20 protein-coding genes and 1 other RNA gene are annotated in these 18,612 nt (G+C 49.4%); 13 read left to right on the forward strand and 8 right to left on the reverse strand.

Features of this window, described 5'->3' with window-relative positions:
• Positions 1-18: 18 nt before the first annotated feature.
• An RNA gene (ffs, locus tag ACNQKP_RS04965) (signal recognition particle sRNA small type) lies at positions 19-117 on the reverse strand.
• A 473-nt stretch (positions 118-590) separates the two neighbouring features.
• Between ffs and ACNQKP_RS04970 the strand changes: the two genes are divergently transcribed.
• Both ACNQKP_RS04970 and ACNQKP_RS04975 read left to right on the forward strand, forming a co-directional pair.
• Positions 591-956 (forward strand): hypothetical protein, encoded by a 366-nt coding sequence (locus tag ACNQKP_RS04970; protein WP_038450262.1) that lies wholly within the window; start codon positions 591-593, stop codon positions 954-956.
• A 56-nt stretch (positions 957-1,012) separates the two neighbouring features.
• Positions 1,013-1,951 (forward strand): hypothetical protein, encoded by a 939-nt coding sequence (locus ACNQKP_RS04975; protein WP_417863213.1) that lies wholly within the window; start codon positions 1,013-1,015, stop codon positions 1,949-1,951.
• Here ACNQKP_RS04975 and ACNQKP_RS04980 read toward each other — a convergent pair.
• Complete coding sequence (locus tag ACNQKP_RS04980) at positions 1,920-2,489, reverse strand: lipocalin family protein (protein ID WP_417863215.1); 570 nt, start codon at positions 2,487-2,489, stop codon at positions 1,920-1,922. The genes ACNQKP_RS04975 and ACNQKP_RS04980 overlap by 32 nt on opposite strands.
• Positions 2,490-2,718: 229 nt before the next feature.
• On the opposite strand from ACNQKP_RS04980, the gene ACNQKP_RS04985 reads away from it, so the two are divergent.
• The 3 genes from ACNQKP_RS04985 to ACNQKP_RS04995 all read left to right on the forward strand — a co-directional run bounded on the left by ACNQKP_RS04985 (position 2,719) and on the right by ACNQKP_RS04995 (position 7,575).
• Complete coding sequence (locus ACNQKP_RS04985) at positions 2,719-3,474, forward strand: hypothetical protein (protein WP_038450258.1); 756 nt, start codon at positions 2,719-2,721, stop codon at positions 3,472-3,474.
• 148 nt (positions 3,475-3,622) lie between these two features.
• Positions 3,623-4,837 carry a hypothetical protein gene (locus ACNQKP_RS04990; RefSeq protein ID WP_417863217.1) on the forward strand — a complete coding sequence of 405 codons (1,215 nt, stop codon included), beginning with the start codon at positions 3,623-3,625 and terminating at the stop codon, positions 4,835-4,837.
• Positions 4,834-7,575, forward strand: a complete 2,742-nt coding sequence (locus ACNQKP_RS04995) for a hypothetical protein (RefSeq protein WP_417863219.1) — start codon at positions 4,834-4,836, stop codon at positions 7,573-7,575. The genes ACNQKP_RS04990 and ACNQKP_RS04995 overlap by 4 nt, the downstream gene beginning before the upstream one ends.
• A 55-nt stretch (positions 7,576-7,630) precedes the next feature.
• Here the strand turns inward: ACNQKP_RS04995 and ACNQKP_RS05000 are convergent, their stop codons facing one another.
• Together ACNQKP_RS05000 and ACNQKP_RS05005 are read right to left on the reverse strand one after the other, a co-directional pair.
• Positions 7,631-8,860, reverse strand: a complete 1,230-nt coding sequence (locus ACNQKP_RS05000) for an NADP-dependent isocitrate dehydrogenase (protein ID WP_011166031.1) — start codon at positions 8,858-8,860, stop codon at positions 7,631-7,633.
• Positions 8,861-9,082: 222 nt separating this feature from the next.
• The gene (locus ACNQKP_RS05005) at positions 9,083-9,685 is read right to left on the reverse strand and encodes a TetR/AcrR family transcriptional regulator (RefSeq protein WP_417863220.1); all 603 of its coding nucleotides are present in this window, start codon (positions 9,683-9,685) and stop codon (positions 9,083-9,085) included.
• Positions 9,686-9,749: 64 nt separating this feature from the next.
• On the opposite strand from ACNQKP_RS05005, the gene ACNQKP_RS05010 reads away from it, so the two are divergent.
• Complete coding sequence (locus ACNQKP_RS05010) at positions 9,750-10,196, forward strand: hypothetical protein (protein ID WP_417863221.1); 447 nt, start codon at positions 9,750-9,752, stop codon at positions 10,194-10,196.
• On the forward strand, positions 10,193-10,771 hold the full coding sequence (locus tag ACNQKP_RS05015; RefSeq protein ID WP_038450247.1) for an NAD(P)H-dependent oxidoreductase: 579 nt from the start codon (positions 10,193-10,195) through the stop codon (positions 10,769-10,771). The genes ACNQKP_RS05010 and ACNQKP_RS05015 overlap by 4 nt, the downstream gene beginning before the upstream one ends.
• 15 nt (positions 10,772-10,786) lie before the next feature.
• Here the strand turns inward: ACNQKP_RS05015 and ACNQKP_RS05020 are convergent, their stop codons facing one another.
• Together ACNQKP_RS05020 and ACNQKP_RS05025 are read right to left on the reverse strand one after the other, a co-directional pair.
• Positions 10,787-11,089: a hypothetical protein gene (locus ACNQKP_RS05020; protein ID WP_038450245.1), complete on the reverse strand. Its 303-nt coding sequence runs from the start codon at positions 11,087-11,089 to the stop codon at positions 10,787-10,789.
• 424 nt (positions 11,090-11,513) lie between these two features.
• The gene (locus tag ACNQKP_RS05025) at positions 11,514-12,386 is read right to left on the reverse strand and encodes a LysR family transcriptional regulator (protein ID WP_417863223.1); all 873 of its coding nucleotides are present in this window, start codon (positions 12,384-12,386) and stop codon (positions 11,514-11,516) included.
• Positions 12,387-12,472: 86 nt separating this feature from the next.
• Between ACNQKP_RS05025 and ACNQKP_RS05030 the strand changes: the two genes are divergently transcribed.
• From ACNQKP_RS05030 to ACNQKP_RS05050, 5 genes are all read left to right on the forward strand, one after another.
• Positions 12,473-12,967 (forward strand): hypothetical protein, encoded by a 495-nt coding sequence (locus tag ACNQKP_RS05030; RefSeq protein WP_417863225.1) that lies wholly within the window; start codon positions 12,473-12,475, stop codon positions 12,965-12,967.
• Between the two features lie 171 nt (positions 12,968-13,138).
• Entirely contained in the window at positions 13,139-13,954 is an 816-nt protein-coding gene (locus tag ACNQKP_RS05035; protein WP_417863226.1) for a dipeptidyl aminopeptidase, read from the forward strand.
• A gap of 217 nt (positions 13,955-14,171) precedes the next feature.
• Positions 14,172-14,690, forward strand: coding sequence for a hypothetical protein (locus ACNQKP_RS05040; RefSeq protein WP_417863227.1), 519 nt, complete (start codon positions 14,172-14,174; stop codon positions 14,688-14,690).
• 135 nt (positions 14,691-14,825) lie between these two features.
• Positions 14,826-15,614, forward strand: a complete 789-nt coding sequence (locus ACNQKP_RS05045; RefSeq protein ID WP_417863229.1) for a hypothetical protein — start codon at positions 14,826-14,828, stop codon at positions 15,612-15,614.
• A gap of 64 nt (positions 15,615-15,678) precedes the next feature.
• On the forward strand, positions 15,679-16,074 hold the full coding sequence (locus ACNQKP_RS05050; RefSeq protein ID WP_417863230.1) for a hypothetical protein: 396 nt from the start codon (positions 15,679-15,681) through the stop codon (positions 16,072-16,074).
• Positions 16,075-16,097: 23 nt separating this feature from the next.
• On the opposite strand, the gene ACNQKP_RS05055 is transcribed toward ACNQKP_RS05050, so the two are convergent.
• A complete protein-coding gene (locus tag ACNQKP_RS05055) occupies positions 16,098-17,072 on the reverse strand; it encodes a serine/threonine protein kinase (RefSeq protein WP_417863232.1) in 975 nt (324 codons plus the stop codon).
• 45 nt (positions 17,073-17,117) lie between these two features.
• On the opposite strand from ACNQKP_RS05055, the gene ACNQKP_RS05060 reads away from it, so the two are divergent.
• A complete protein-coding gene (locus ACNQKP_RS05060) occupies positions 17,118-17,870 on the forward strand; it encodes a M48 family metallopeptidase (protein WP_417863234.1) in 753 nt (250 codons plus the stop codon).
• On the opposite strand, the gene ACNQKP_RS05065 is transcribed toward ACNQKP_RS05060, so the two are convergent.
• Positions 17,871-18,563, reverse strand: a complete 693-nt coding sequence (locus tag ACNQKP_RS05065) for a phosphatase PAP2 family protein (RefSeq protein WP_417863236.1) — start codon at positions 18,561-18,563, stop codon at positions 17,871-17,873. It abuts the gene before it with no gap.
• Positions 18,564-18,612: the final 49 nt, after the last annotated feature.

The raw sequence follows: 18,612 nt of genomic DNA on the forward strand, positions 1-18,612 counted from the left end.
TCATGAAACAGGAAAAAAAGTGGCCGAGCACCCCATATCACATAGTCCCTCGAGTGCCGTTGCTTCCTTCCGGACCTAGCGGGATTCGTCAAGAGAGCTATTGTATGGGACCCGGCCACCGCTGGATGTATCCCATTGGTGGGGGGATTACATTCGATAACTCGCCGCGCATTTCAGTTAGTTTGGGAGGGGAACCCCGCTTCGTCGGGCACGCCGTCCGGGCTCTGCTGGCGCCGGGGCTCTGTCCCGGTTCGGGCCGTCCGGGCCCCGCCAGAGGCCCTCCTTCGGGGGGTCCCCTCCCAAACTAACTGAAATACCCGAAGTTAGCGAAAATACTGGGGAATGGGATAACTGGGCGGTGGTGCTTGGGGGATTGTTGGCTGGCCCTGCGGGCGCCGCGGTTTTTCTGGCTGGCCTTCGGCGCGGCCTTTTTGGGGCTTGGCCCCTTTCCCCCTTTGGGGCTTTTGCCCCTGGCCCCCGGGAGGGGCGGGGAAGAGGGAGATGGTTAACTTGGGTTTGTTGGGGTGGGTCGTTGCTTGCTGTTCCTCTATCCTTGCGCGAGGATTATTCAACTTACCGAGGTGAATCCTATGATGAAATTGATCCTTTCCCTGTCCCTGATCAGCTCCTTTGCTTTTGCTCAATCCGTCGGCGTGAAAGACATCCCGGCTGATGGCGACACCACTATCGAAATCAAAAAAGGCTCTAAAACCCAAAACGAATACGAAGTCATCCAAAGCGAAGACGAAATCGAAGGCGATGCAGCTCCACTTCTGAAAGAAGCCCGTGTGAATTGGAAAAAAGCCTGCGCCGACTGGAAAGCTGAAACCAAAGATTTGAATAAAGAAAACCGTGTCTTGACCCTGAGCTGCGGAAAAATGGAGTGCTCCACCGTTGCGATGGAATCCACTTGCCGCTCCAAAACCAACGCCAAGATTAAAGTTAAGGTAAAATAGGGTAATTCTTTCCACACCTATTTCGAATCAAGCTCAACGTGTCTATATTTCCGGGCATGTTGAGCTTTTTTATTTCCGTTCTGCTTTCCTCTGTCTCTCCTGTTCAAGCGGCCACCGTGGGTTCCTGCAAGGGTGTGAATGGTGTTGTTCGTGAGGTTATCTTTCTTGAGCACCAGGACTGCGAACTGGCGGCAAGCCTTTCTGACATCTTCAACGGAATGGCTCAAACTTTTCAATCCACAGCTTCGGTGAATCTTGTCATCGGTGGTCCCTCGGACAATGCCAGCTTTGATAATGGCGCGATTGTCCAGGTGCCTTATCGTATGGTCTTTTATGGAAAGTTTGGTCGCAGTTACGAAGTGCCGCTTTCAAATTTGTACGTCAGTGCAGCTCACGAATATGGTCATGCGATTTTCCATGAGGCTCTTCGCAAGTCGGCCGGGGATGAATACAAAAGTCTTTTTACAAAACTGGATGATCTATCTGCGCGCAAGCTGGCAATTCTGACAGGCGCTTCGGATGTCAGCTTCGTTGGCGACTCTACAGCGCTTTACTATTCACCCGAGTTTGCTCACATCAGTTCGCGCATGGGGGCTTATTCTGAATTCTTTGCGGATGTATTGGCCGTGTATCATTTCAATGATCGTCGGGCGATGGTGAAAGCGCTTTATCACGATGGCCTTGATGATTTTCAGTATAACTACATTCGCATGCGTGATTTTTCTTCTGATCCTGACCCCCAGTGGCAGCATTTGATGACCGAAGATCACGCGAAACTTGCGCCCACGAGGGCGTTCGTGGGGCGACATCTGTGGCCGGAAACTTCTGTTCAGGCGGGAAAAATGGCCGATTGGATTTTGTTCTCGGTGCTTCGCATGTTGGCTGAAGACCTCGAGAATGAAGAAGAACCCGAGTGGGAGCTCGCCAATCAGAACCTGATTCGCGAGCTTGAAAGTGTGCTGCCTACAGTTGGCACAGAGGCTTTTTCTCGGTAAGGCCGCCGTCCTGCGGGGTTGTCAGGAACTTGCACGGATCATAGCCTTTTTCCTGAAGGAAACTTGTCAGGTCCTTCAAAGTCGCCGCCGGCAGATCCGGAGTGCGGGACAAAATCCAGCCATAGTCGCGGCTAGGGTGTCCTACGACCGCGAATTGATAGTTTTCATCCAGACGAATGATCCAGTACTTCCCTCCGAAAATATAAATCCAGCGATCTCCGATTTTCACGAAGGTGACTTTCAGTTTTGCGTTCGTGGTGGGATCGGTCACTTTGGCGCGTCCTTCGGACTGGCTGCGATCGCCTTTTTCCGTCTGACACGAATTCAGAACTTTCACTTCGCTGGTGTCGGTCAGTAACTCATATTCGGCCGTGGTGTTGCTGACACACTGTTTTTGAAAAGACTGGGGGATTGAGGCGATCTCGTGCCACTTTCCCATATAGCGGGGAATGTCCACCTGGTCTACAACAGGCAGATCCTGCGCAAAGGCGAAGCTCGTCGAAGAGAATAGCAAAACGGACAGCAGCAGGTGCTTCATGAAAACTCCTTGGTGTTTGATCATTTATACTTCTTTTGGTTTTGGAATGGTGGGTCCAGTGCTAAAAGACAAATCTGCTTTTAGAGTATTCTCTGAATCCGCATTCGTGACCTAAAACTCCCTCGCTTTTTACTGCCCCTTCCTCCAGAAGGTGGGGGTCCTGTCTATGAAAAATATGTAAGCATTGTAGGCTGACACTTCCTTGCGAAAACGCAATGAAGGAGATCAGATGAAAATTAAGAATCACGCTATCGCCATGATCGTCGCTCTGGGCTTGCCTCTTATCGGATGCCAGGGGGGATCGGAAGACTTCCAGAACTATTCCAGCACTTCTTCAGAACAAAATGATTCCCAGAATATCACCGACCCAACAGACACCACGGCCGAAGACAGTCACGATATCGCCGATCACATTCACAACGACATTAGTGAAGCCATCAGTGAAGATATTCAGGCGCTGGGTTGTGTGAAAGCTTCAACATCACAAAAGAAACAAGTGAACCTGGGTCTGTCCAAAAAAGAAGAGTTCCTGGCGAAATGCTCCAAAGAAACAAACGGATCTTCCTGGTGTGATGAATTGGTTCGTCCGAATCCGCGCAGCTCCAACACTTTCAAGTGCACCTATGGTTCATCTCAGGCGCACAATCTGATTCACCCGGATGAAGGCACCTGGAAATACCCTATCGAGGGCGTTCGCATCCTTCAGGATCTTTCCGCCAAAGGAATCAAGATCAGCCAGATCTACAACTGGTGGAGACCTGAACCCTACAACAAGAACGTGGGCGGGGCGGCCGGCCGTCACCCGTATGGAACTTCCATCGACGTTCGTTTTTCCAGCAACAGTGAAGCTGACCGCGCTTTCCGCGAGCTTTGCAAAATGCGTAAAGCCAAGCGCCTGCGTGCGATTGGTCACTATGGCAGCGCCTCTTTGCATATCGGTGTGGGCGATAAAACCGCCAACACCTGGGGCAAAAGCTGCAACTAATTTGAATCCTGCATTCCAGATTGTCCGTCCAAATTCAGGGACGGACCGGACGCCGAGGCAAGTCTTCGGCGTTTTTATTTGATCTGACGGGTTTTCGAGGCTGGCCCGGGACTTGATATCTCCCTTTTGCGAAGAAAAGGAGATATTCATGAAGCCACATTTCTTGATCGTTCCCATGGTTCTGTTTCTGGCGGGCTGCCAGCCGGGGTCGGACTCTCAAAAAGCCCCCCAAGGCACAGTTCAGGGTGAAACTCCGCAGACGCCGGATCCAAAGTCGGATGCGGATCCTGATGTCAGTGTTTCGGTGACGGCAGAGCGTGAAACTGGCGGGACAGCATTGCTGGTGAAGATCGTCAAAGACAACAGCAGCTTTGGTATTGATTCCGTAAAAAGACTGGATATGCATACGGGCTATTCAGTGGATGTTCCTGTTCAGGGTGCGGATGTGACCGATCGCCCGACGAATCAGAAATCAAATCTTCGTCCTTGGCATTATAAATACATTATTCAAACAAATCGCGGGCAGCTGGTGCATGAAGTGCGCTTGCTGAAAGATCTTGAAATCAGGGAACAAGTCAGAATCTCAGACTATCAGTTTGATTCAAACCGACTGATGTTGGGCAAGCTGTCTTTCGGATCTGAAGGTTCTTTAATAACTGAAGGGCGTGATCTGCAAATTGATGCCGAAGAAATTCACAGCGACCTTGTGGCGCGTATCAAGACTTTTGATGAACAAGAACTTGAACACTCTGTGACTTACAAGGCTCCTGGCAAAGGGGGCGGTCGACTGATTGTGAATGCCGGATTTGCAAACGGCACTTTTGTGTTTCAAATGCACGGTCATCCCGGAGCTCAGGGTGAAAAAGGCGTGGATGCAACTCAGGTTCCTCCAGCGAAAGCGGCTGCGGGTCGCCCAGGTGAATTTGACTTTATTGCTGTCGGTCCCCGCCGTGAAGGGGGCGATCGTCCGATCTGTATCTCCCAGCCGACGGATGGTGCGACGGGTGCGAACGGTGTTCAGGGCGGAACGGGCTTTGATGGCTTCCCGGGAGGTTCCTCCGGCTCGCTTTATCTAACCGTGAAGAAAGCCAAACTCTTCAGATATCAAGCTTTGTTCTTTCCTGGATTGCCTGGAGTTGGTGGTCCTGGAGGCAAAGGTCAGCCAGGCGGAGCTGGTGGTGATGCCGGAGCTCCCGCTCATATGTGCAAAAAGGCAAAAGCTGGTGCCAATGGTCAAGAAGGCCCCGTGGGTGTTCAAGGCAAGCCCGGCGCAGTGGGCGCTTTGGGTGAGCTGTGTGTGACCTTGTTGGACAACGGAACTTCCTGTGTGACTCGCGAACAAAATGTCGGAGGTGTGCAATGAATAAAAAATTAATTTCCACAACTTTAAGTGCGATGATGATTCTATCAGCCTGTGCGCCACAGAAAGAAACCGTGCGGGAGATCATCCGTACTCAGGGTGACAATCAAGACGACCAAGGCAAGGCGGAAAGTTCAGCGGCGTTTTTCCCATTCTGGGAGCAGATGGCGGCCGGAGCCCAGCCCAACCCGGCGCTGGCGCGTTTGTTGGTGCCTTATCTTAATTCAGCCCAGCGCGAATCTTACCTGCGCTCTTATCCTGCAGACTCAAATGTTCTTACGGCTTTTGAAAAAGACCGCCAGATGGCCAAGAGCATTTACATGCTGCAGACTCTGGGCTTCAAAAATGATCCGGCGGTTCTGAGCTATACAGTGAACTATCGTTACAATCAGATGTCTTTCAGTGCCAAGGGTATTCATGATGATTTTAATCTGACTTTGCAGATTCAGCGCCAGAACGAAGCGATGCAAAGCTTGTTAAAGACTTACTCTGACCGTGCCCAGAAAGTGGCGCAGGAGCTGGCACCGCACTACATTCAGCAGCTCAGTCCTGAAGATCAGAAGAAGCTGGCACAAGCGGCAAGATCCCCTCGGGCGGAAGCCATCGAAAAGACTGTTGAGATTCTGAAGAACTACGACAAGATCCTGTCGGCTTATAACTTTCACGATGATGACAACACCAAATTAGTGGTGATCGGGTTGGTTGCCGGTGCCGTTGTGGATCAGTTGGTCAAAAACCCAAGCGTGCAGGATTTCATCCGCAAAGCGCGCGAGGTGATCGATGTCGCCGCGAAAGTGCGTGAAGCAGCTTCTTTGGTTCAGGTCATTCACGACAACCGCAAACAAATGAACCAAGACTTGCAGGCCGCGCGTGGGGCGCTGGAGGGTCTTGGTAATGACATTAGAAAAGGCCGTTGGGATCTTGAGTTCCGTCCGGAAACCCGGGTCGAAACCCTGCGTCTGATGAATGATGCTTTGACCGGAAACCTGCAAACAGGTTCTGGGAATGGGCCTTTGAGTGAACCGCAATCCATCAACAAAAATGTAGAGATCTTCGTCAGCAGTGCCGCTTCTGCAGCGGGACGCCTGGATAATATTTTGAATGCGACTGAAAAGATCGCAGTCACTCTGGGGGTTAATCTGGATCCGGGCATTCGAAAAGCCATCGACACGGCTCGCACGGTGACTTCGGCAATCAACATTGGACAGGCGGTGATGAAGGCTTATTCTTCCGGCGGATTGATCAGTGCCATGAGTATGATGGCTGGCGGTCCCGGTCCGGCCTTGTTGGGCGCAGCTTTGGGCGGTGGTGGCCTTGACGCGCAAATGGCCGCGGACATGAAAGAGATTAAACGTGATTTGGCTGAAATCAAGCGCATGCAAAAGCAGATGCTTGAGATGCAGATGGAAACCATGGTCATGATCCGCGATCTTGGGGTGATGGTCGAGTCCTACCACGTTCAGCAGATGGCAGAACTGCGTTCGATCAAGTCCTTGGTTGTTCAGCAAATTGAATCGCAAAGAATTCTTCTGCACACCGAAATCGCTGCCTGTGAAAAGATGGTTCAGTTCGGCGTCAGCCTCAATGGTGACACGACAAAGTCCTATCGCCTGGGAAGTGTTGCCACGGGTGATGTCACCAAAGAGCTTCTAAAAAATGCACTGAAGAACAAAGGTTCGCTGGTGGAGTTCGTTCGTTCCGCGGGTGAATCCACCTTTGAAACCTGCCAGAAAAGCATGACCCGCGCCTTTGGAAGAGCGGAAGCTTTGGAAAATCCAATTCAGCTGGTGGCAAGTCAGAAAGCGGATGAACTTGCGAACTTCTATGAGGATATGTATGCCCCGCTGTGGGAGGCTTTGAAAGATCAGGACATCATCAGATATCCGGTTTATTCCACTGGTCTGCATCTGCCGGCGGCGAATGTTGAAGCTTTGGTGCGCAAGGTGGATTATGCCAATCGCTCCGAGAGGCCAGCATTTGATGCCGGCAATTATGATCTGAAGAATCTGATTTCCACCGAAGGCCTTGAGCGCTACGTGGAAAGTCTGCTGGTTCTGCATCCGATTCTTTCCTATGACAAGGCTGATTGGTTGGCCTTGAAAGGAGATCCATCAGTTCTGAAAGAACGCTATAACATCAGCTGGAATCGCTCTCAATACTGGCTGAAAAACGCACTGGCGCTGGTGAATTCCGCCATCGCCCAGGAAGCTTTGATGGTCGGGGAGCCTCTGTTGCCGGCTCTTGCAGACAGGTGGGGGAAGATCACGGGTAAAACCGATTGCAGCAAGCACGATGATCCGACACAAGGACTTCTGTGTGCCATTCGCCGCAACAGCATGTTCAGCAAAAACCTGCTGAAGTTCGTGATCCGCCAGCGCATTCCAGTTGAAGGTCTTCGCACTCACTATGCGACAGCTTGGGCCGCAAAGAATATCAAGGCGCTGGAATTCACTCTGGGTCTGGATTTCCACGGAAAACTGCAGGTGAAGGATGTGAAGGACGCTGCTGGCAACGTGAAAGAGCAATATGTGATTCTGTCCTGGCAGGATAAAAACGGCGTTTATGAAACCCGCATGCCTTCAGCCGAAGAAGTCACGGCCGGGGAAATTGAATACACCGGCAACATGAAACGCCTGATGGTTCTTCAGGATAAAGTCGTAGAGGCCTATCTTGAGGTGACTCCGATGGCGGTGGATGAAAGCGTGCAAAAACAAGTGCGCCGAATGACACTGCAGAAATAAAAAAAAGAGGAGCCGGCAAGGCTCCTCTTTCATTTTGTCATTTAGGACAAATCAATTACATGGAAAGAGCTTTTTTCAAGTTCTCATCCAACTTCGCCAGGAACGGCTCCGTGTTCATGTACTTGTCAGCTGGAACTTTGTCGCCATAGATGCAAACGGCAAGGTCTTTGGTCATGAAGCCAGCTTCAACAGTCTCAACGCAGACTTTTTCCAAAGTCTGAGCGAACTTCACAAGCTCCTGGTTGTTATCCAGGTTACCACGGTGCTCAAGACCGCGAGTCCATGCAAAGATGGAAGCGATTGGGTTCGTGGAAGTTGGTTTGCCTTGCTGGTGCTGACGGTAGTGACGAGTCACTGTGCCGTGAGCTGCTTCAGATTCCATAGTCTTACCGTCTGGAGTGACCAATACGGAAGTCATCAGACCCAAAGAACCGAAGCCTTGAGCTACTGTATCGGACTGAACGTCGCCGTCGTAGTTCTTACATGCCCATACGAAGTTACCATTCCATTTCAAAGCGGAAGCAACCATGTCGTCGATCAGACGGTGTTCGTAAGTGATGCCAGCAGCATCGAACTTCGCTTTGAATTCTTTTTGATAGATCTCTTCGAAGATGTCTTTGAAGCGACCATCGTATTTTTTCAGGATGGTGTTTTTAGTGGAAAGGTACAGCGGCCATTTCTTGGTCAACGCCTGGTTGAAGCAAGAACGTGCGAAACCAGTGATGGATTCGTCAGTGTTGTACATAGTCAAAGCAACGCCATCGCCTTTGAAGTTGTAAACTTCGTGAGTGATCGTTTCGCCACCGTTTTCAGGTTGGAAAGTCACAGTCAGCTTGCCTTTGCCTTTAGTTACGAAATCAGTTGCACGGTATTGGTCACCGAAAGCGTGACGACCGATGCAGATGGGAGCTGTCCAGTTAGGAACCAAACGAGGAACGTTTTTGCAGATGATTGGTTCACGGAATACAGTACCATCCAAAATGTTACGGATAGTGCCGTTCGGGGATTTCCACATTTGTTTCAGGTTGAATTCTTTTACGCGAGCTTCGTCAGGAGTGATCGTCGCGCATTTGATACCCACGTTGTACTTTTTGATCGCTTCTGCAGCGTCAACAGTCACTTGGTCGTTGGTAGCATCACGATGCTCCATGCCCAGGTCATAGTACTTAATGTCGATATCAAGGTAAGGAAGGATCAATTGTTGTTTGATGAATTTCCAGATGATTCTTGTCATTTCATCGCCGTCGAGTTCAACGACGGGATTGGCAACTTTGATTTTTTTCATAAGTCGGTGTCCTTTGTGATTGGATTATAGAAGCCCTGAAAATATAGAATGCCCCTGCCGCGATGACAAAGAAAAACAGGGCATCAAAACCTTCGGACAGCGCCTGAAAGTCTGTTTAAGCCAGAAAACTGAAGTGAAAGCACTATTAACGCAAAGTATTGAAATCTCAAAAGAGTTCAAAAACTGAATGAAGGGATTAAAGAATGACTGTGAGGTGTCTTTCTATTTCAAAAGGGCCCGTTCCAAAAAGGCCAGATGGATGTCGATAGCTTCGTTCAAAGCGGCCTTATTGGTCAGGCTTTGAAACTGTCCATCGATCAGCAAAACCGAGAAACCATGAATTCCGGACCAAACCGACCGGCCAGCCTCTTCGGGGTTGGATTTTCTAAATACCTGGGATTTCATTCCGTCTTGCAGGCAGTCGGCCAGAATCGCAAAGGCCTTGTAGCCGACCACCTCAAGCTCCGGGCGCTGCTCTTTCGCGCAGCGAAGTTCCTGATGAAACATCGCCCGATAGTGCCCTGAATGGCTCAAGGCAAACTCGATATAGCTTCTTCCCAAGGCGACCAGGCGTTGACGGGGGCTGCGAAGTCCGGAGGAGGACTTTTCAAAGGCGGCGATCAGACTATGAAAACCTTCTTCGGCGATATGGGACAGCAGATCCTGCTTGGATTTAAAATGGCGGTAAACAGCGGTGTGGCTCACTTTGAGGCTTTGGGCGATCTCACGCAAGGTAAAATCGGCTTCGCCTTTTTTTTGAATGATTTCAACGGTCTTTTTAATGGCGGCCGTTTTAAGGTCGCCATGATGATATGTCTTCGCCATGAAATAAAGACTAGCATGCATTTTCTATGTTTACAATGGTCACATTAATGTTAACATTGTAAACATGAAGAAGCTCAATGCCTTTTATCGTATGTTGGTCGTTTTTTCCCTGTTAGCACTGGCTGCCAAAGCTGGCGGACTGCTGGCCACCTGGAGTGAGGTCCCATTGTGGATCATGATTCAGGTCTTTTTCTTTGCCGGGGTCAGTCACTTTACGCCGCTTCGTCATGAGTTCGTGAAAATGATTCCGCCCGTGTTTCCGGCTAAGATGCTTTTGGTCTATGTGACCGGAGCGCTGGAAATTCTGGGGGCCGTGGATCTGGCAGATCCGGTCACACGCCCTTTTGCCGCCAAAGCCCTGATCGTATTTCTGATTCTGGTGTTCCCGGCCAATTATTACGCCGCCAAGCATGACATCCGTTTCCGGGGAGCCAAGCCTCTGTCGGTTTTGCAGCGCGGGTTGGTGCAGATCGCATTCATTGTGGCTTTGTATATCGGAGGTGTTGCATGAAAAAGATTCTGATCCTGAATGGCCACCCCAATGAGGCGGCTCTTTGCGGATCTTTAGCGCAGAAATATTTTGATGGCGCAAAGGAATCAGGCTTTGACGTGAAGCTTGTGCATCTTTCGCGTTTGCAGTTTGATCCGATCCTGCATAAGGGCTATCTGCAGATTCAGGAGCTAGAGCCAGATCTTGTGCAAATTCAAAAAGACATCCTGTGGTCTGAGCACATCGTGATCGTTTATCCCATCTGGTGGGGAACAGTGCCGGCTTTGTTAAAAGGCTTCCTGGATCGGGTTCTGCTGCCGGGTTTTGCTTTTAAATACCACAAGAACAATCCGTTCTGGGATCGTCTATTAAAAGGCCGCACCGGCAGACTGATCATCACGACGGATGCACCGTGGTGGTGGAATAAATTTGTGAACTGGAATCCGGCGATTCATATGATGAAAACCACTGTTTTGGAATTCTGTGGCGTGAAACCGGTGAAGGTCACACAGTTTGATGAAGTGAAAAACAGAAAGGCCCCACAGATTGAGGCCTTCCTGCAAAAAACTTACGAATTGGGAAAGAAGGGGATTTAAGCCCCCTTCCACCGATTACCTTTGCAGACTGAAAGGGTTTTGTAAGCGGGTTTCCAACAGCTTGATTTCTGTCTCCAAAGTCTCGAAAGACTTTTCCGGATTTGAATAGCGCACTAGTTTCGGTCCATTGATCGTCCAAGACGCCAATGCAAGCATCATCCTTGTGGATTTGTACGCGAGGTACAGAAGGAAGCTTGTTACTTGACCGGCCTTTTTCACGCTTTCAACAGAAACATCAGCTGAGGTTTCGACGAGACTCATAAAGTATCGTTCGTTTTGGAATTCCCATTCTTTCTTTTTACGCATTAGAGCGTTCATAGCTTCCTCCTCAGGATTAATGATGCTTGCAAAGCGCGGTGGCAAAAGGCCGTTTTGACCGTGCGGATGCAAGAGTTGAAATTTCAGACCTTCAGACGAATCGCCCCATGCGAAGGCGCCTGTAGGACTGAAAAAAATTGTTTTGGGTTAAGATCTGAGAATCAGACGCAGCAAAGCGTTTTAATTCTTAGAATAGCAGTTCAATTGTCGTGGGATTGAATCTGAGTACCTATGATTGGATATCAGAGGCCATCCCGATGACTGCGGATCCGTGGTGATTGGATTTATTAATGTTCATCAATTTCATTGATGGCCTCCTTTCAATAGAGTGATTTCAAATATCCGCGAAGATGCTGAAAAAGTAAACTAAATTTTTTGAAATCATTGAGCAGAGTCAGTTCCAAGTTGGAACTTAAATGCGGAATTACGTTTTCTTTGTCAGAGATTCGACAAGTTGTTTGAAATACGGCGGCATTTCTGTGCGTGGATACCATGCAAGCGCTACGGAATAATCCAGATGCAAATCACTCGCAAGAAGACAAAGGCTGCCATCTTTAACATAAGGCCGCGCGAATTCTTCGGTCAGAGTGGAATAACCCAGTCCCTGTTGCAGCATGTAGGTCAGCGCATCGATGTTGTTGGCATAGTTACGCAATTTCTGCGCTTTTCCGGCAAGTTTGTACTTCTTTAACAGATCCAGTGTCACCGTATCTTGAGGATCAAAATCAATGATGGGCTCGTTGGCTAAAATATCATCGAGCGTTCTTTTCTTCCACGCCGAAGGTCCCACCAGAACATATCGTTCCGGCGCGAGCGTTTTGGAATCCAGTTCCAGACCCACTTGATTTGCGGGCAAAGCCCCAATCTGGGCAAAGCCGGTTTTTAGTTTTCCTAAAACACTGTCGGTGTCGGTGATATCAAAGCGCACACGCAGCTTCGGATTTTTTTTCATCACCAAGCTGGCTTTGGGGATGATCCGCGAACGCATCAGTGTGGAAGTGCCACTGATGCAGACTTCAAAGAAGCTGGATTCTTTTTTGCCGGAAATTTTAGACAGGGTGTCCCCTTCGAGATCGCGGGCCGCCTGGACATAGCGCAGAAGGGATTCCCCTTCCTGGGTCAGACGCATGCCTTTACGGGAGCGGGTGAACAGCGTTACACCCAGTTGCTTTTCCAGGCTCCGGATTCGTTGGGTCACCCCTGTCTGGGTGAGATTTACCATTTTAGCAGCTTCCAGGACCGTGCCCTTTTGGACGACGGCCCAGAAAGCTTCAAGGGAAGGGCTCAGTAAACTCATTTAAAATCATAGTAAAATGAAATATATGAATTATACAAATACTTTGTTTGAAAATAATTTCGCCTCCAACAACGTAGGAGGTTGTCATGAAATTAAAGTCTTTGATGGTTCTTTCTGGTTTGATTCTTTCCACCACAGCGGCGCAGGCGGATTGTTTCCTTGATCGTGCCAGCAGTTATCAGTGTTCTTTCCCGAAGCAGATCACCTGCACGAAAGAAGCGGACCAGGCCACTGGCAGCAACCTGCAGCAATTGTCTGTAACTTTCGATGACCAAGGGAAAGTGACTTACGATCTTTCAACTTGGGTTGCTGGGAAATGTCCAAGCCGTAACTGCGGCAGCGAAGTCCAATACACGAACGAAGGTTCCAGCGCAGAGCCAGGAAAAACCGGCGGCGCGAACAACTACAATGATCACCAGTTGGTTTTGAATGTTGCCAACGGCAATGGCCTTGAGTTCCTGATGATCCTGGAACACAAAATGCCACAGGCTTTGCAGTCTTTTGTTCCGATGACTGTGAAGACTTTGCAGGTTCAAGGCACAGAGCTGACAGGAAAAGGCACAAAGTGGGTCTGCCACTAGTCGGCTGACCGGATTATCCCACGACAAAGTGGTATTTCGGGGCTTCTGAGTCGCGGTTTAAAGGGTCTTTTTGACAAAAGACTTGGAAAACCGTCAACTGATTCAGGGGACAAACTAAGGCCGATGCCTTTATAGTGGCCTCGGGTTTTAGTTTGGACAAAGGAGTCCCGGATGAAAAAACTTTTAGCAGGTGTCTTTGGTGTTGTGGCGATGAGCATGTCGGCTCAAGCGGCAAAAAAGGCATCGAACTGTGAAGTCACGGGACTTGTGGATCGCATGACCTGCCCTTACTTGGAAAAGCTGGTGTCCGGTCCGCACCTGACTCGTCATGTGAAATACTCCCTGCCCAAGGGAAAAACGCCGAAAGCGGGATGGCCCACGGTCATTCTGTATCAGGGCAGTCTTTTCCCGGTGGAGTTTTCCCGCAGCAGTCTGATGATTGCTGGGGGTTATAACGAAATTCGTCTGATCCAGACGCTGCTTGATTCCGGCTTTGCGGTGATTGCTCCGCCGGCGATTGAAGGTGTGGCATGGATGACGAATATCGTGGGCATTGATTATGACACTTCTGAAGACTTCTATTTCGTGGAAGAGCTATTAGTAGCCATGGGGAATGGGGAATTCGGGAAGCTGAACATGGATCGTCTGTATGCCACAGGGATCTCCAGCGGTGGATATCATTCCAGCCGTATGGCGGTGGCCTTCCCAGGGGTGTTTAAAGCCCTGGCGGTTCATTCGGCGTCTTATGCTGATTGCGGTGGACCGATGTGTTTTGTTCCGGCGCAGGTTCCGGAAAATCATCCACCAACAATCTTCCTGCACGGCCGATTGGATCCGGTGGTTCCAGTGCGCACGATGTATCCGTATCACGAGACTCTGAAAAATCAGGGTGTTGAAACCGAAATGTCCGTCAGCCCTTGGGCTCGTCACGAATGGCTGGAAGAAGCTCCCGAGCTGATCACCAACTGGTTCATCAACCATAAATAGTTGAAATAGATATCATTCAATTAACAAAAGCCAGGCGTCACAACCTGGCTTTTTTCGTTTTTTTACTGATCAATCACAAGCAGATTGTCTTCATCTTGTGCCTTGTGGGTCTTGGTGGGTGTAAGGTTGCAGCTATCCCAGAAAAAGGACGACCGAACTTTTTCTTCAGTTCAACCTAGGCTTCCAAATTCAAACCAAACCAAGACGAGGAGGTCTTATGAAAGCAAAAAATATTATTGCGGGCTTAGTATTCCTGGCAGCGAACTACGCGGTGGCGTATCCGATGGTGGGGGATAAAGTGGAATGGAAGGGCACGGTAGTTGGTACTGATGGCACTTCTACAGAGGTGTTGGGTTCTAAAGAAGTTCTTGAGCAGGATCCAACCACAATGAAGTGGCTGGTGAAATCCTGGTACAAAATGGGCAAGTGGGAAAAAATGGAAACGAAGTACGCTAAAAAAATGTGGACTCCGGAAAAGTGGACCACTGTCCAGACAAATTGCGTGGCAAGGGGAGGAATGCTTGAGGACGTGACCGTTCCAGCGGGCACCTTCAGCACTTGTAAGTTTACGAAGTCTGACGAGGACTTTGTAGGCCTTGGCAAGCATGATGATGACGATGATGGAACCATGACAATGTGGATGGGGGATGTTCCATTTGGCGTGGTGAAAGTCATGCACACAGGGGACAAAGGAACAAAAACGATCGAGTTGAATACCGTTACTTTGGGCCAGTAAGAGCCTGACTTTCAATTTCAAGAGCCGCTTTGTGCGGCTCTTGTTTTATAACAGCAAGGACATGATTTTAAAGGCCACCCGGGAAGAGTTCTCTAAACTAGAGTCAGCAACATCACTCTAACCGAGGAGCCAGTTATGAGAGACGAACTACAGACTGCTCGCCGCAATTTTCCACGGGCAGAATACCAACTTGTGAAAGACAGTTTCCCGGAAACCCTTCATCATCTTTCGCCGACAAGATTAAATGAACACATCGAACGCTGCCAAAAGCTGATTCAAAGCTATCGCGTGCGCCTGAGCGATAAAGAAAGCCTTCAGCACGCGTGGAGAGGACCGGACGAAAAGATCGGCAGTGCGCGATTGATTCGTTATCGCATGAATGAGCTGAACGCCTGTCTTAGAAAATTCCGCTCGCAACTGAAAAGATCCAAAGAATCCGCCGCAGGTCGTGGCAAGTCAGCTAAAGCCGCCATTTCTGCAAAACCCGTCAGAAAAGCTGTTTCCGCTAAACCAACCAGAAAGACGGCAAGTAAACGAATCAGTGCCCGTAAATCGGTTTCAGCCAAAAAAGCCAAGTCTTCTTCACTAACTCGTTCAGCGAAAGCCAAACGCACGATGAGTGCGAAGATGAAGTCCAAACCATCAATCCGCACGAAAAAAGCGGGAACATCCAAAACCATCAAAGCCAGTGGCGTTAGAAAAAGACCGGCATCAACAAACGGCAAACAACGTCGCGAGGCCACTATAGATGAGTTGAGCTTTGCACCCAAATCAGAAGAGCAGTTCTCAAGAGCCATGACTCAGCAGCCGAAAATGCGTCTGCCAAGAAAGAGCCTGAAAAAAGGCGGTCAGGCCCTTCATGGTCGTCAGGCCAGCGAAATCCTGCCTTCAAATTCCATCAATCCAGCTTTGCGCCGTCGTTGATTGTCGGCGCAATGAGCAAATGAAAGAGGCCCTATCCTGAATAAGATAGGGCTTTTTTTATGAGATGGAATTCCTATTGATTTCAGAGGAATTCTTGGATGGAATACCCGCAAAGTGGGGGTTAGTTATGAGGAATTTCATGGTCATTATCTTTATGTTGGCGTTTAGTTGTTCAGGCTATTCTGAAGAAACGACCACCAAGGTTCCCGTGCCCGAAGGTTTTGGAACCATGGAAATGGAAGGGATGCCTGCTGAGCTATCAAAAAAAGCCAAATCCAAGGTTACTTTTTCTTCCAGTTGTATAGACATCACCGGGCGCACCATCAAGGAAGGTGAAGCCGGATATGAAACCTGTCTGAGTGATGTGAAGTTAAAATCCTTAAATAATAGCAAGGCCGACAATTCGAAATCACAAAATTCCGGCCCGCAAATGAATATGAACTTCAACGTTGGCGATTAGGAAGTCGACGCTGAGGCGGTAGCTTATCCGATTTTCCAGGCGATCTTTTCCAGGGCTTCAACTTCTTCCGCCCAATAGGTGTATTTGTTAAATTCCGGGAACAGACGCGGAAAACTTGGGTCCGTCCAGCGTTTCGCGATCCAACCGGCATAGGAAACAATCCGCAAACCTCGCAACATCGGGATCCAGGACCATTGGTGATCGGGGAATTCGCGCAGTTCTTCATAGCCTTGAATGATCTGCATGCGCTCGTCATCCAGACTGTCTTCGTCCCCGGATAGCAGCATCCAGAAATCCTGAATGACCGGGCCGTTGACGAAATCATCGAAATCCACCAGGAAAAATTCTTTGCCGTTGTTCAGCAGATTCCCCTTGTGGCAGTCGCCGTGAATGCGAATAAATTCAGACGTGTCGAAGCTGTCATCGATCGCATACAGAATATCTTCCGCCGCGATGTTGTAGCGATCGCGCAGTTCCGGGGTGATCCAGTCCTGCAAATGGTCCAAAGTTTCCCAGCCGCCATAGTAGCTTGTATCCAGCACCGGACGGTGCGGAGCAGGCTTTCTGGCGCCGACGTTATGAACCTGCGCCATCAGGCGGCCGACCTTATGCAGTTCTCCGGATAAAAATTCCTGCGGCATACGGCCCAGAACTTTCGGGAAAAAGGCGACGTACATGCCGTCGACTTCCTGCAAAGTCGAATCATGACCTTGTAAAAGGGGCGCTACTGCGGGGATGCCTTCAGCTTTCAATGAAAGAAGAAATTCATGCTCTTCCAGGATGGCTTCTTTGCTCCAGCGCTGGGGGCGATAGAACTTGGCGATGACGTTGTTGCTTTGAGCGTCCGGCGCACAAGGCTGTTCCAGCTTGATATCAAAAACGCGGTTTTCATAGGAATTCAGCTGCGTGAATTCGCCGGTAGGATAAAAGCCCGCGTGTTCGGCTGCCAGCAGCACTTTTTCGGGGTCCAGACTGTAAAAAGAAGAGCTTTTATCCATTATCAGATCTTGCCAGCTTTTAAGGCTTAAGTCATTCTCTGACTGATGAGCGGCAAAGAAACTTTTCTCTTCGCAAAATGGCCTGTAGAGGTGCATCGACGGAACTTTCGTCGCTCGGTTTCCATTTATCTTTATCCCAACAAACCGATCAAAGTGGTTGCGGCGAAAAGCACGCCTCAGAAGGTCATCGTTGATTTTCTGATGACGAAAAAAGACTGGATTGAAAAGAACTTTGAAAAGTTCCAGGAAATCGCCGAAAAGTTCCCGGATAAAAAGATCAAGGCCTATGAAAACTTCCCGTTCAAAGGCAAAGAACGAAAACTGAAAGTAGTCATCACCCTTCACAAAAAGACCTTTGTGTCGGTGACGGACGAACACCTGCTGCTTCACATTCCAAGAAACGACTGGAGTGCCAATTCCCTGATTGAAGAGCATCCGACCGCCCTCAAAGAAATCCGCCACTTCTATAAACGCGAAGCCGTGGATTTCTTAAGCGAACGCGTGAAGTTCTGGGCCGGAGAAATGAACCTGCATCCGTCACAAGTCAAATTCCGCGAACAAAAGACCCGCTGGGGCAGTTGTTCTTCGCGTAAGGTGATCAATTTGAACTGGCGTTTGATTGTGTTTACCCAAGAGATCATCGACTATGTGATCGTGCATGAACTGGCCCATTTGCAGCACATGAACCATTCCAGTCACTTCTGGGGCTTGGTCGAAAAGTACGTTGAAAACTATAAGGACATCGTCAAGACGATGAAGGAATCCCAGTATCTGGTGGAATTCCTTTCCGAGACTTAGCTAGTAAATGCCGTTGCTGGTTTTTTTGCGCATCAGTTGCAGGGCCAGCAAAGTGCCGACATAACCCACACACGCACCAAAGATAATATCGCTGACAAAGTGGTCATGCACCACCACACGGGTCAGGCAAATCAGCATCGCAAACGGAATCCAGAACCATTTAAAGCGCGGAAACGCCACACTCAGCATGGTTGCCACCGTGAAGATCACCTGCGAATGGCCGGAAGAAAACGAATGCCAGTGCCAGTGAGTCGTAAAATGATCAAAGACGTAGGGATCGAAATCCGGTGTCTTGTGTGGACGCTGACGGCCCACTGTGAACTTAATAATGTGCGTGATCAGGCCAGCCACGATCAAAGCCACAAAGAAATTCAAAGCCCAGCGGCGATAGTAATCCACGCGGTCCAGATGTGTTTGCAGGAAGCTGAGACGCGGGCCGATCCACTTGCAGAAAATCCACACCAGCAAAGAACCCACGAAATAGTACTCGGACAAAGCGATGTCCGTCAGGATGCGGGCCGGGGCGCGGATCAGGCCTTTGACTTCTTGTTCAGCAAAATACAAAGAAGCTTGTTGATCCACGAACACCAAGGCCAAACCAGCCAGGGCCAGGGCGATCAGGGTGACTTTAAGAATATGTCGAATCAGTTTTTTAGGGTCGCTCAGAAGCTCGCCGAATTGTTGTACAGGCATGTAATTCCTTCTAAAAGCCAGTCTAAAACCTATCTGTATTGAAATACAA

The sequence above is a fragment of the Bdellovibrio bacteriovorus genome (assembly GCF_048286975.1).
GTDB lineage: Bacteria > Bdellovibrionota > Bdellovibrionia > Bdellovibrionales > Bdellovibrionaceae > Bdellovibrio > Bdellovibrio bacteriovorus_H.

Excerpts from the sequence above, each read along its gene's own strand:
- ACNQKP_RS04970 (WP_038450262.1), top strand. The coding sequence starts at position 591 with ATGATGAAATTGATCCTTTCCCTGTCCCTGATCAGCTCCTTTGCTTTT.
- ACNQKP_RS04975 (WP_417863213.1), top strand. The coding sequence starts at position 1,013 with ATGTTGAGCTTTTTTATTTCCGTTCTGCTTTCCTCTGTCTCTCCTGTT.
- ACNQKP_RS04980 (WP_417863215.1), bottom strand. The coding sequence starts at position 2,489 with ATGAAGCACCTGCTGCTGTCCGTTTTGCTATTCTCTTCGACGAGCTTC.
- ACNQKP_RS04985 (WP_038450258.1), top strand. The coding sequence starts at position 2,719 with ATGAAAATTAAGAATCACGCTATCGCCATGATCGTCGCTCTGGGCTTG.
- ACNQKP_RS04990 (WP_417863217.1), top strand. The coding sequence starts at position 3,623 with ATGAAGCCACATTTCTTGATCGTTCCCATGGTTCTGTTTCTGGCGGGC.
- ACNQKP_RS04995 (WP_417863219.1), top strand. The coding sequence starts at position 4,834 with ATGAATAAAAAATTAATTTCCACAACTTTAAGTGCGATGATGATTCTA.
- ACNQKP_RS05000 (WP_011166031.1), bottom strand. The coding sequence starts at position 8,860 with ATGAAAAAAATCAAAGTTGCCAATCCCGTCGTTGAACTCGACGGCGAT.
- ACNQKP_RS05005 (WP_417863220.1), bottom strand. The coding sequence starts at position 9,685 with ATGGCGAAGACATATCATCATGGCGACCTTAAAACGGCCGCCATTAAA.
- ACNQKP_RS05010 (WP_417863221.1), top strand. The coding sequence starts at position 9,750 with ATGAAGAAGCTCAATGCCTTTTATCGTATGTTGGTCGTTTTTTCCCTG.
- ACNQKP_RS05015 (WP_038450247.1), top strand. The coding sequence starts at position 10,193 with ATGAAAAAGATTCTGATCCTGAATGGCCACCCCAATGAGGCGGCTCTT.
- ACNQKP_RS05020 (WP_038450245.1), bottom strand. The coding sequence starts at position 11,089 with ATGAACGCTCTAATGCGTAAAAAGAAAGAATGGGAATTCCAAAACGAA.
- ACNQKP_RS05025 (WP_417863223.1), bottom strand. The coding sequence starts at position 12,386 with ATGAGTTTACTGAGCCCTTCCCTTGAAGCTTTCTGGGCCGTCGTCCAA.
- ACNQKP_RS05030 (WP_417863225.1), top strand. The coding sequence starts at position 12,473 with ATGAAATTAAAGTCTTTGATGGTTCTTTCTGGTTTGATTCTTTCCACC.
- ACNQKP_RS05035 (WP_417863226.1), top strand. The coding sequence starts at position 13,139 with ATGAAAAAACTTTTAGCAGGTGTCTTTGGTGTTGTGGCGATGAGCATG.
- ACNQKP_RS05040 (WP_417863227.1), top strand. The coding sequence starts at position 14,172 with ATGAAAGCAAAAAATATTATTGCGGGCTTAGTATTCCTGGCAGCGAAC.
- ACNQKP_RS05045 (WP_417863229.1), top strand. The coding sequence starts at position 14,826 with ATGAGAGACGAACTACAGACTGCTCGCCGCAATTTTCCACGGGCAGAA.
- ACNQKP_RS05050 (WP_417863230.1), top strand. The coding sequence starts at position 15,679 with ATGGAATTCCTATTGATTTCAGAGGAATTCTTGGATGGAATACCCGCA.
- ACNQKP_RS05055 (WP_417863232.1), bottom strand. The coding sequence starts at position 17,072 with ATGGATAAAAGCTCTTCTTTTTACAGTCTGGACCCCGAAAAAGTGCTG.
- ACNQKP_RS05060 (WP_417863234.1), top strand. The coding sequence starts at position 17,118 with ATGAGCGGCAAAGAAACTTTTCTCTTCGCAAAATGGCCTGTAGAGGTG.
- ACNQKP_RS05065 (WP_417863236.1), bottom strand. The coding sequence starts at position 18,563 with ATGCCTGTACAACAATTCGGCGAGCTTCTGAGCGACCCTAAAAAACTG.